The organism is Mesorhizobium sp. M0152 (assembly GCF_040322415.1).
In the GTDB taxonomy this organism is placed as follows: Bacteria; Pseudomonadota; Alphaproteobacteria; order Rhizobiales; family Rhizobiaceae; genus Mesorhizobium.
On record NZ_JAMYTH010000039.1, the window covers coordinates 38,075 to 50,386 of the forward strand.

The 12,312-nt window shown below is 60.8% G+C and carries 7 protein-coding genes; 3 read left to right on the forward strand and 4 right to left on the reverse strand.

Annotated elements, in window-relative coordinates; all coding sequences use genetic code 11:
• Positions 1-382: 382 nt before the first annotated feature.
• Positions 383-6,799, forward strand: a complete 6,417-nt coding sequence (locus NKJ26_RS27680; RefSeq protein WP_352698498.1) for an AAA family ATPase — start codon at positions 383-385, stop codon at positions 6,797-6,799.
• 295 nt (positions 6,800-7,094) lie between these two features.
• Here NKJ26_RS27680 and NKJ26_RS27685 read toward each other — a convergent pair whose 3' ends face one another.
• From NKJ26_RS27685 to NKJ26_RS27695, 3 genes are all read right to left on the reverse strand, one after another.
• Entirely contained in the window at positions 7,095-7,235 is a 141-nt protein-coding gene (locus NKJ26_RS27685) for a hypothetical protein (RefSeq protein WP_352698500.1), read from the reverse strand.
• Between the two features lie 265 nt (positions 7,236-7,500).
• Positions 7,501-9,420: a relaxase/mobilization nuclease domain-containing protein gene (locus tag NKJ26_RS27690; protein ID WP_352698502.1), complete on the reverse strand. Its 1,920-nt coding sequence runs from the start codon at positions 9,418-9,420 to the stop codon at positions 7,501-7,503.
• Positions 9,421-9,731: 311 nt separating this feature from the next.
• The gene (locus tag NKJ26_RS27695; RefSeq protein WP_352698504.1) at positions 9,732-10,139 is read right to left on the reverse strand and encodes a hypothetical protein; all 408 of its coding nucleotides are present in this window, start codon (positions 10,137-10,139) and stop codon (positions 9,732-9,734) included.
• Between the two features lie 498 nt (positions 10,140-10,637).
• Here NKJ26_RS27695 and NKJ26_RS27700 point away from each other — a divergent pair, with 498 nt between their 5' ends.
• Positions 10,638-11,318, forward strand: coding sequence for a nucleotide-binding protein (locus tag NKJ26_RS27700; protein ID WP_352698505.1), 681 nt, complete (start codon positions 10,638-10,640; stop codon positions 11,316-11,318).
• Entirely contained in the window at positions 11,315-11,722 is a 408-nt protein-coding gene (locus tag NKJ26_RS27705) for a hypothetical protein (protein ID WP_352698506.1), read from the forward strand. Before NKJ26_RS27700 ends, NKJ26_RS27705 begins: the two co-directional genes overlap by 4 nt.
• A 117-nt stretch (positions 11,723-11,839) precedes the next feature.
• Here NKJ26_RS27705 and NKJ26_RS27710 read toward each other — a convergent pair whose 3' ends face one another.
• Positions 11,840-12,181: a hypothetical protein gene (locus NKJ26_RS27710; RefSeq protein ID WP_352698508.1), complete on the reverse strand. Its 342-nt coding sequence runs from the start codon at positions 12,179-12,181 to the stop codon at positions 11,840-11,842.
• Positions 12,182-12,312: the final 131 nt, after the last annotated feature.

Sequence of the window (12,312 nt, forward strand, 5' to 3'; positions counted from 1 at the left end):
TCTGATCTGAACCGACCGCGGTGACAGTCGGCTCGGTGGCAGCGAACGCCGGAAGCGCTAATTTTGTCGGTGTGAGTTGGCTCGCGTCGCCGATCACGACGCTCTCGTAAAGGCTTCGAAACTCGAACCCGGTTTGCTTGGGCTGTTCACTCGCTTCGCCGCTTTCTTCCGTCTTGCTATGCCTCCAACTTACGTGAGGGGACCGCATAGATCGAAGGAGATCGCGAGAGATTGCGTGAGGAGTTGTTAGGCGGCCGCCCGCAGCTCGCTTGGGCAAAAACGCCTTCTTCTAATGAAAGGTAAGTTGGTTTTGAGCTACCAGCCGCCTTGCGGAGCGACTACGGTTGCAAGGTTAACTGCCGTGAAGCGGGGGTCGCTTGTGATGGACATTTCCGGATATGTGCTGGAAAGGCTGCGCGAAGACGGCGAGACCGCTCTCTATCGCGGACGAGCGTCTGGCAAGACGATCCTTGTTCTGTCCCCAACCTCCCTCCAGCCGCAAAGGTCGACTCTCGAACGGCTGGAGCGGGAGCATGCACTATCCAATGATCTTAACCCTGCCTGGGCCGTGCGGCCGATGGCGCTGGTACGCCATGAAGGCCGTGTGGCGCTCGTGCTTGAAGACCCGGGCGGCCGTCCACTTGACTGGCAACTCGGCGCGCCTCTGCCAACAGGAGACTTCCTGAACTTGGCCATTGGGCTTGTCGCAGCGCTTCGGCAGGTCCATGCCTGTGGCCTGATACACAAGGATATCAAGCCGGCGAACGTACTCGTCGACGATAACTGGCATGTTCGGCTCATGGGCTTTGGCCTAGCGACCCAACTGCCCCGCGAACGTCAGTCTCCAGCGCCCCCGGAACTGATCGCGGGAACGCTTCCTTACATGTCTCCTGAGCAGACAGGCCGTACGAACCGCTCAATCGATTCGCGCAGTGATCTCTATTCCCTCGGCGTCACCCTTTACGAGATGTTGACTGGAGAGCTGCCGTTCACCGCCTCTGAACCCATAGAATGGATCCATTGCCATATCGCGCGCCAGCCAATCCCGCCGCGTGAACGTGTGCCCACTGTCCCCCAAACCCTCGAGGCGATTTTGGTCAAACTCTTGGCCAAGACAGCGGAAGAGCGATACCAGACCATCATCGCGGTCGAATCCGACCTGCGGCGTTGTCTCGATTCGTGGACGACACATGGACGAGTCGACGCATTCGCGATTGCAGCGAGTGATCGCCCAGACCGGCTTCGCATCCCGGAGAGCGTGTACGGACGCTCCAGCCAGCTCGACAGCCTACTGAAGGCCTTCGGTCGCGTCGCCAGACTGGGAGAAACGGAGGTCGTTCTAGTGTCGGGCCCCGCGGGAGTCGGTAAATCGTCGCTGGTGGGGGAACTGCGCAAGGCGCTGGTTTCAAAGCCAGGCCTGTTCGCGGCTGGCAAGTTCGATCAGTACAAGCGCGACATTCCATACGCGACCATTGCCCAGGCTTTCCAAGGCATCGTCCGCGAGATCCTGAGCCTCGAAGAAACGAACCTTGATCGGTGGCGGCGAGAACTACTCGAGGCGCTGGGGCCGAACGGCCAACTGATGATCAACCTGATCCCGGAGCTCGCCGTCATCATTGGCGAGCAACCGCCGGCGCCCGATCTCCCGCCTCAGGACGCGCAGAATCGCTTTCACCTGGTTTTTCAGCGGTTCCTTGGGGTCTTTGCCCGGCCGGACCACCCGCTGGCGTTGTTCATCGACGATGTGCAGTGGCTGGATGCGGCCACGATCGAGCTCATTCGGCGTCTTGCTGCGGAGTCGGACGTTCGAAATCTCCTGTTGATCTGTGCGTATCGGGACAATGAGATCGGACCGACTCATTCCCTCGCTCCGATCCTGGAGATGATGCGGAACGCCAATCGCAGGATTGAAGAGGTGCGTCTTGGATCTCTAGCGCGCAACGAAGTATCGCTTCTGTTGGCGGACGCTCTACAGTCAGATGCCAATTTCGTTCGGCCTTTAGCCGAGCTTGTGTATGACAAGACCGAGGGTAACCCATTTTTCGCTGGGCAGTTCCTGGCAGCGCTTGGAGACGAAGAACTGCTCGCTTTCGACCGGGACGCGGGCACATGGCGGTGGGATGTGGCCCGTATCGGCGCCAAGGGGATCACCGACAACCTCGCCGAGCTCATGGCCGGAAGACTGGCACGCCTGTCCGGCGCGGCAATGGAGGCGGTGAAGCTTCTGGCCTGCCTGGGAAATGGTGCGCGGCTGATGACGCTGAGCATCGTCGTCGGGCGGTCCGAGCAGGCAACGGACGACGCGCTTTGGGAAGCCATTCTCGCGGGCCTTGTCCTGATTGTGGACGGCGGCTTCGCATTCACCCATGACCGTGTGCAGGAAGCGGCTTATGCACTCGTCGCGGAAGGCGAGCGTGCCATGGTGCATCTTCGGATTGGCCGATTGCTTGCAGCGCGGGCCACGACAGAGGAACTCGAGGAGAGCATCTTCGAAGTCGTGAACCATTTCGCTCGCGGCGCGGCGCTAATTGCCACGCCGGAGGAGCGCGAGCAAGTCGCCGGGCTAGACCTCATAGCGGGCAAGCGGGCCAAGGCGGCTACCGCTTATGCCTCGGCCCTGCAGTATTTTACCGCCGGCCGCGCTCTGCTGGCGAACAACGGATGGGAACGGTGCTACCGACTCACGTTCGACCTTGAGCTGAACTGGGCTGAGTGCGAGTATCTATCCGGAGAGTTGGCGTCAGCGGAAGCACGTCTTTCGGCGCTGTCAATGCGCCCGCAGACCACCGTTGACGCTGCTGCCGTGACCTGTGTTCGCCTCAATCTCTACACGACCTTGGACCGCACCGACAGCGCTGTCGAGGTTGGCCTGGACTATCTCCGGCGGGTTGACCCCCAGTGGTCGCGGCATGCGACGGAGGAGGACATTCGCCAGGAATATGGTCGGTTATGGCGCCCGATCGAGGCTGGCTCGATCGAGGCCCTGGTCGATCTGCCACTCATGACCGACCCCGACCGGCGGGCGACCATGAACGTGCTCACCGCGCTCTTATCGCCGGCCCAGTTCACCGACCTGAACCTGTTCCGTCTCGTCATTGTAAGGATGGCAGCGCTCAGCCTCCAGTACGGCAACACCGATGGATCATGCCTCGCTTATGCGCTGCTTGGCAGCGTCCTCGGCATCTACTTGGGCAACCCCCAGGCCGGTAGTCGCTTCGGCAGGCTTGCCTTGGATCTGGTCGAGAAGCGAGGTCTCGACCGTCTTAGCGGTAGCGTCTATTCGGTCTTCACGCTCCACCTTGCCCATTGGACGCAGCATTTGGCGACCTGCCGAGTCTTCCTGCGACGCGCCTTTGAGGCGGCGCGGGACGCGGGTGACCTTACCTTTGCCGCCTTTTCCCGCGTCGACCTGGTCACCATCCTTCTCGCCTCCGGCGAGCCGCTCGGCGAAGTGGAACGAGAGGCGGAGAGTGCGCTCGAATTCGTGCGGCGCGCGCGCTTCGGTCTCATCAGCGATGTCATTGTCGCGCAACTCAGGCTTATCCGGACCCTCCGCGGGCAAACGCCGGATTTCAACTCTTTCAATGACGCAGAGTTCGATGAACTCCGGTTCGAGCAACATCTGGAGGACAACCCGCGACTGGCGATCGCCGCCTCCCGCTACTGGATTCGAAAACTGCAAGCCCGCGTCTATGCCGGCGATTACGCATCTGCCGTCGCAGCAGCATCGAAGATCGCGTCTTTGCTTTGGACGCTGCCGACTCAAATCGAGCTTCCAGAATACCATTTCTATGCGGGACTCGCTCGGGCGGGGCGCTACGACTCCGCGTCGGCGGAGGAGAGATCCAGCCAATTGGAAGAGCTTGCAGCCCATCACCAGCAAATCGCGGTCTGGGCGGAGAGCGGCCCCGAAAACTTCACGTACCGCGCGGCCCTGCTCGGGGCCGAGCTGGCCCGTCTTGAACGACGGGACTTGGACGCCATGCGGCTTTACGAGGACGCTGTGGCGTCGGCGCGCGAGCAGGATTTCGTCCATAACGAGGGCATTGCCAACGAGCTTGCCGCGCGGTTCTACGCAGAGCGCGGCTTCGAGACGATCGCCGACGCTTATCTACGCAATGCGCGGTCCTGCTACCTTCGTTGGGGTGCCGACGGCAAGGTAAGCCAACTCGATCGGCTGTATCCCCAACTGGGCGGCGAACTATCGCGGCGCGTAGGAACCGCTGCGAGCGGGATCGAGTTGAAGCACCTGGATCTGGCTGCTGTGATCGAGGTGTCGCAGGCAGTGTCCGGCGAGATTATTCTTGAGCGGTTGATCGAGCGATTGATGAAAGCGGTGGTTGAGCACGCCGGCGCGGTCCGTGGGCTCCTGCTCCTGCCGCTGGAAGGGGAGATGCGCGTCGTCGCGGAAGCCATCACCAGCGCCGAAGGCGTAGTCGTGCATCCCCGGCGTCAATCTAAACCGGCAAGCGAGCTGCCTGAGTCCATCTTAAACTTTGTCACGCGCACGCATGATGTCATCATCCTGGATGACGCTTTGACTGCCAATCCGCATTCGGCCGACCCCTATCTGCTCCGCGCGTGTCCACGGTCGGTCTTATGTCTCCCGCTGGTCAAGCAGAAACTGCTTGTCGGTGTCCTCTATCTGGAGAACAACCTATCGTCCCATCTGTTCACACCGACCAAGCTGTCGCTATTGCGGGTTCTTGCCTCCCAGGCGGCCATATCGATCGAAAACGCGCAGTTATTCCTAGATATCAAGACAGCGCAGGAATACGCGCGAGGGGCGGAAGTCGAGTTGCGCGAGTCATTCGACATGATCCCCGCGCTGGCCTGGAGCGCTCTACCCGACGGCTCGATCGAGTTTGCAAACAAACGGTGGCACGATTTTACCGGTATCCCGCCACAAGCAATGACGGGCGATATATGGATCTCCACCTTCCACGCTGCCGATGTCGACAAGGTCGTAAAGAAATGGACGGACGTCCTGGCGACTGGTCTTGGAGGAGAAATCGAAGCGCGCATGCTACGGTTCGACGGCGCGACCCGCAGGTTTCTGGTTCGGGCCTCGCCTATGCGGGATGAAAGCGGCGCAATCGTGAAGTGGTATGGCACGAACACTGATATCGAAGATATCAAGCGCGCCGAAGAACTGATATCCGCCGAGAAGCGGCTCCTTGAAATGATCGCGGACGGCTGCGATCTGATGCCAATTCTGGACTCCCTGGTTCGAGCTATCGAAGATTTGACTGGCGGATCGCCGGCAAGCTTGTTGGTCCTGGATGCAGCGACCAACACACTTCGACATTGTATCGGCCCAAGCCTTCCGGCGAGCTTCGCGAAGGCTATCGACGGCGTGCTGATTGGACCTGCAGCCGGATCGTGTGGCACGGCGGCCTATCGCGCGGAGAAGGTTTTCGTCTCAGATATCGAAACCGATCCGCTCTGGATTGGCTATCGCAACTTGGCCTTGGATCATGACCTGAGAGCCTGTTGGTCAACGCCTATACTCTCAGGCAGCGGAGGGGTTTTCGGTACCTTGGCGCTCTATGCTCGTGAAGCGCGTGAGATCACAGCATGGGAGGAAAGGATCTTGGAACAGTTTACCCATCTCGCCAGTGTTATCGTGCATCGGAAGAACGCCGAAGACGCTCTAAGCAAGAGCGAGTCGATGCTGGCAGAGGGCCAAAGGATCAGTCATACCGGGAGCTGGAGCCGGAGTGCCGGGACAGACCGTATATCGTGGTCTGAGGAGTGCGCACGGATCTTCGGGTTTGACGTAAGTGAAAGGGAGGTCACCTATCAGGCACTATTGGCGCGTGTGCATCCGCAGGACCGGGACCGCGTCGAAGCCGTGCATGCAACTGCAATGGCAGATGGGGGAGAATTCGAGTTCGAGCACCGCATCATACTGCCCGACGGATCGGTCAAGTTGGTTCAGAGTCGCGGGCGATTGGCGTTGAATGAAAGCGAGCCTTCAAGTTGCGTGGGAACGATTTTCGACATAACCGAACAACGAACCAAAGAGGAGGACGCGCATCGGTTCGAGATGACGCTTCGAGAAGCCCAGGCGGGCCTTGCCCGCGCGGGAAGATTGACCGCCATGGGTGAACTGACAGTTTCGATCGCCCATGAAGTCAACCAGCCGCTGATGGCAATCGTGACAAATGCCGCAACTTGCGTGCAGTGGCTTACAGAAGAACATCTCAACATCTCGAAGGCACGGCAAGCCGCAGAGCGCCTCGTGAGGGACGGCCACCGCGCCGGCGATATCGTCGCCAGCATCCGGGCGTTGGCCAAGAAGTCTCCACCGCAGATGAGAGTACTGAATCTCAATCAAGTGATCCTCGAGGTGCTGCTGCTGACGCGTGGCGAACTGCGCCGACATGAGATAGTCGCGGAGACAGATCTCACGATTGATGCCGAGATCCTTGGGGACCGTATCCAGATGCAGCAGGTCCTCTTGAATCTGATCATGAACGGTATTGAGGCGATCTCTGCGAGTCAGCATGAGCCTCGACGTCTGCATATAGACGCTAAACCAGGTGACTCTGGCTACATCTTGGTGACTGTTTCCGACACAGGAGTCGGGTTGGATCCGGACAACAGCGCCCAACTCTTCGAAGCCTTTTTCACGACGAAGCGCGAAGGAATCGGCATGGGGTTGTCGATTTGTCGCTCCATAGTCGAATCGCATGGCGGTCGCATATGGGCCGAGCCGAGAGCGCCCTTGGGAAGTGCCTTTTGCTTTACCTTGCCCATTTTCGTCGACGACAATGCCCATACCTGCTTGCATTGATGTTACAAGGCCGACGGTCTTTGTCATTGATGATGACGAGTCCGTCCGCGACGCGTTGAACGATCTTTTCCAGTCGACTGGCCTCCACGTGGAGCTGTTCGCCTCTGTCCAGGCGTTTCTCGCCGACGACCAGCCGGATCGTCTTGGGTGTTTGTTTCTGGGGTCAGAACAAGGGTTCAGAATCGCACGCTCGGGCCGAACGTCGCCAACAAGGCGAGAAAGGCGATCAGGACAAGCCAGAAAGCGGAGGCTCCGGCCGGAATGAGGATCAGGAGGAGACCGGTTGCGACTATACTCAGCGGTTCCGCCGCGCCGCCGGATAATAGATCTGCTGCACAGCACGATATGTGCGCTCGTCGAGGCGCATCTTGCCCGGAAGCTCGAGGGCATGTGCAACCGACAGCGCCATGGGCAGTGCGACGATCACGATGGTCACGACTTGGAGTGATCGAATATTCGGAGCCTCTGGTTCCCACCGCTGACATCGACGGACTCGGAGAGGAACGCTGTTTGGCGCGCATTGGTTCATTTACGGCTTCCACATCCAGAAACCCCTCGGCGTGAGCGGAACGGCTGCTCATCGCGGATGGCCCGGATAGTTGGAATAACTTGAGGCGCATTGCTGCCATCCAGCCTGATCATTCTGTGACGAATGCGTCGTTTTGATAGACCACCGCGCGAGGACGCTAGGTTGGCCTTGCTTAGCGTTCGTGATCGTTATCATTCGAGCGCTGGGTCTTACGATCCTGCTCTTCCGACTGCCGAGCCTTCTGTTTGTTGGCGTCCTTCTGCTTGGCTCTCACCTTCTCCTGCTCGGCGCCTGTGCCCGGCTCCTCCGGCTGGCGGCGATCGTCCCGAGTCGTGAGGTCTAGCCCTGGCGCCTCGCGCCCGGGGATCGGTTCCTCACCGCCACCACCACGACGCTGCTGCTGCTGCCGCTCGAATTGCAGCCGCGCGAGACGATCGTGCATCTTGTCGTTCACCTCTTCACGATACTGTTCGAACTGTCCTTGATGCGCCGGCGGCAGCGTCTCGCGCATGTTGTCCAGAGCCTGATTGACGCGGGCCATCTGACGCCGCATTTCCAAGGGGGTCTGCGCCATGTCCAAATCTCCTATCAGTCCGTTCAATTCTCTCATACCGGGATGGGACAGGAAAGACTTCTGCCCCGATTGATCAGCTCCGCGATCCGCGACAGGGCCTGGCCGCCCCTCCCCTGTCCGGTCGCGACGGAACCGCAGCAAATTGTTGCCGATCGACTCCGCCGCCGAGAGAGCCTGACCGACTATGCCCGCGCTCCGCATCGTCGTCACAGTCTTTTGCCATGCGGCAGCGATTGCATCGCCGTTCACGACTAGGGACTGACCATCGATACGGCGTTGCCGCTTGGCCTCCACTCGCTCGATCGTCCTGGCGCTGACCTGGTAGCGCGGATCGCTCTGGGCGCGGCTATAGGCTCCGGCATGCTCCTTCGTGAATGGCCGCGTCATCGCATGATCCATGCGCCGCGTCGCCACCATCGCAATGCCGTTCTCGCGTGCTTTTTCCGCAAAGGTCTCGCGCCAGGCGACCAGATCTGGCTTGTAGAATTTCAGGCGCTCGCCGTCGGCTGACCGTGCCTGCACCATCGCATGGATATGGACGTGCTTAGTGTCCTTGTGATGCGCCAGGACGAACTTGTATCGTGGCGCGCGCTCCTCGAGCACGGCGCGTGCCGCGGCCATGACCGCGTTGGCATCGGTGCCGGCTCTTGCCGAGAAAAGCAGGTGATAGGCATTGCGGCGCTCACGCCCTGAAAACTGCGGGCGCCATTGTTCGTAGACCGCAGCAGCCGCCTTGGCGGGATTCTTCGCGCCGCGAACTGGCTCGCCGTCCGAATTGCGGACGTCTTTGTTTGTACGGATGAACTTTTGCAAAAAGTATTTCGCTTTGGGTTCACGGCTGACGGCTGCCGTTACCTCTGCCTTGGCTACCACCCCGGCCGCGCCCATGGCCTCAGAAAAGCGCGCCTCGATCTTGTCGAGCGCCTTGCTGCGCGAATTTTCCCGACCACCGGCCAGCACCTTGGCGAGCGGCCCGGCCCGCTCATCGGTGTGTGCGTAAACCTGAACCGTCTGTCCGTCCTGTGCATAGATGAACGGTTTTGCACCGAAGGCCTTGTTCAACGCCTCGCTCAAGTCGGCACCGGTGACCTCGCCGGCCAGTTCGAAACGAACCTCGAGAAAATTGGTATTTTCCAAGGGCGGTTCGAACGTCTCGCAAAACGTCTCCAGGAACGCCTTTCGTGCGGCGCCTGTCGCAAGGACCTGCCCATCCTCGTCGAAAATCTCTATGTCGTGTTTCTCGCCTTTTTCGTCCTCGCGCTTTCCGATGTAATTGAGCAGCCGAGCGGCGGCTTGCCTAGTCGATGGCGGATTGGGCATGACCTTAAACACAGCAGGCTGCGCACCCGCCGCATAGCCTGCCCGTGCCGCCACGGCCCGCGCCTGATAGCCCGCCCGCGCCGCTCGTCCTGGACTGCTCGGGCGCGCAGCACCACTGCCGCCGCCGCCGCGCCGCTTCCAGTCTTCCTCCTCCTCCTCTTCCGGCCGGAAACCGACGAGCGTGGCGCCATAGACCATGATCGGCGCGCTAGGGGCCTTGGGCGAGCTCGCAGCCGCGGCGGACTTCGGAGCCCTGCTCCCCACCACTCCTGTCCCTCCCGGGGGCGAACGAGGGACGTTCCTGCCGCCACCAACCGTCGAGCCGGCTTGTCCTTGCCCGAGGCGTGCGCCGCCACCGGTCCGCTCATAACTCTTCATCGCCTGGAATTCGCCGGCCGCGCGACGGGCGCCCATCAGAGGCTTGGCGTCGTCCAGGTCCTCACGCTTCACGCCGGACTCGCCCCGCAGATAGCGTTCGATTTCGGCCGCGTAGCCGGCAAGACGACCGCTCATGGCCTAGCCACCCTCGCCTTGCGGGGACCGACGGTCATCGCCTTCAGTTCCTCGCGGAACTGCCGCACGAGGTTGCCCACGGCGATCAGCGCCTGCTCAAGATTCTCATCATTGGCAACACGGCCGTCGTTCATGGTGCGCACGGCCTGATTGAAATTGACGCCGACGCGCCGCAGCTGATCGGCCATGTCCACGATCGCCGGCCGCAACGCCTCTGACGCGATAGGCAGGTGCCCGACCTCTGCCCGCACGAGACGCCGGACGACCTCGCTAACGGTTACGCCGTCCCGCTCCGCAATGGCTTTGAGGCTGGCCAACTCGTTAGCCGAAAACCGGATGTGCGTCACCTCGCCATAGCGCCGTGACGCGCTCTTGATCGCTGCTTTCTGGGCGTCTGCATCCATCTCTCAAGCCCGCTTGCGGGCGCTAAGGCCCGCCAGGGCCGCGCCGCCTATTTTGTGTGTATCACAAAATAGGCTATCCTGCCAATAGCAAGCAGGGGAATGAAAATTACGGTCGCGCGTCTTCTCACCAGCCCAGTTTCCAGCGGCAGCCGCGCGGGCGAAATGTTCCCATCGTGATTTGCTGCGATGTGTCTATGATGCGTTGGCGACTTGTTTCCGTGTTAACATGGAAACATCGGCTCCTGATGCGCAGCCGGAAAAGCTTAGTCGGAAACGCGCAGTCGATGGGCCACCGGACCCCTTCTTCGCTGAAGACAGCAGCTGCGCAAAAACTGCCCCTTGAGCGAGCCCTTATCGATGCGCGCCTGGGTTGCCAAACCAGCCTTCCCCGTCGACAATGTCACCACGTTTCGACTGTGATTTTGTTTCATGTGTCCATGATGATTTGTTTCCATGTTAACATGGAAACAAAGGAGACAACGTGGGAAGGAGGCCCCCATGATCATCACCGCTGCGATCCCAAAGGGCGGCACTGGCAAATCGACGATGCTGCGCACCCTCGCATCCGTCGCGCTGCATCGGGGCTATTCGGTCACTCTTATCGACGGCGACCGGCGGCAGAACATGAACCGCTGGTTCCAGATGCTGGGCGAAGCTGGCAATCGTCCTGACAGGCTCACGATGGTGAGCGCGATGACGCCGCAGGAAATCCTTCGCGCGGCAGCCACTCACAACGGTGAACGCTCGGTCGTCTTGATCGATACGGAAGGCACCACAAACGATAACCTCATGGCCGGGCTCTTCGCCGCCGATATTGTCGTCGTGCCGGTCTATTTTGCCCTCGACGATGTGACCGCCGCCATCCAGATCACAGACCACTACATCCCGCTGGCGGTCGCGAGCCGGGGTAGACCGCTGCCTGCGATATTCGTGCTGACCAAGCAGACCATCATCGATGGCAGGGCGCGAGCCCTGACCGAACTGCGCGCCATCATCCAGGCCAACGGCACGCCGATTGCAGAACACGTCCTGCACAATCGCGTTGCCTACCGTGACCTACAGACCGGGCAGACCCTTTACAGCCCCGAGGTGCCCGATGCGAAGGCGGTTGCAGAGAGCGAAGGGGTCTTTGACGACCTTCTGCAAACCTTCATCGAAGCCACAAGGAACGCGGCATGAGCGAAGAACCCGCACTGAAACCCGGTGACGACAAGAAGGCCCGCATGATGAAGGCGATCTCCACGCAGCCGCCCGTACTGCCCAGCATGTTCATCCCACCGAAGGTCGAGACGTCAGGGATCAAGGAGCAAGCTGCGCCACAGATGCAGGAATCGACAAACCCGTCCCCGGCAGTCGGACCCGATTTCCGCAAGCTGCTGCGGCAGGGTCAGAAAAAGGACCCCATCGCCGGAAAGAAGATTCGCGAGGAGGAGATGATCCGCTGCGGGTACTATCTGACGGCTGCGGAGCAGCGGCAGTTCAAGTTGCTGGCGATCAGCAATGGGCACAGCATGACCGAACTGCTGCGAAAGGCTGTCCAGGATTATATCCGCATTCATAAGCACAAACTGCCGAAGGAATAATCGGCGGTTTCAAGTCGTTGTCGCATGCCGTGACGGGTGATGTTCGTGGCTCTTTTGCGACCCGCAAAAAAAGGGCCCGCAACGGAACACTCCGTCGCGGGCCCTGAGACGTGTTGCCTACTTAGGTTGGTTGAGGTGTTTCAGCACCTCGCCGAAGATTGCGTCTCGCACCGGACGCCCGCTGGCTGCCGCTTTGTCATCGACCAGCTTTGCGGCCAGTTTGGGCGACAGCGGGATGAAGTCGTAGCCGTGTGAGATGGCTACGCGGCGAAGATCCTCAAGCGTTTCAAATGCGCGATCGTGGGTGCCAAGCCAAAGACCGGGCTCGTCGGTTTCTTCGTGCGGGAACGCTTGCAGGAAGTAGGTCCGAAGTGGTGGATCGTAGCCGATGACAGCGTCTGGATCCGAGCGGACCTGTCCGGTGACGGTGCCAGTGACAGTGATGGTGTAGCGGCTCATTGCGACCTCCTTTTGCCGGGGGGGGGGGGGGGGGGGGGGGGGGGGGGGGGGGGGGGGGGGGGGCCCCCCCGGCGCGGCGGGGGGGGGGGGGGGTGGGGGGGGGGGGGGGGGGGGGAGGGGGGGGGGGCGGG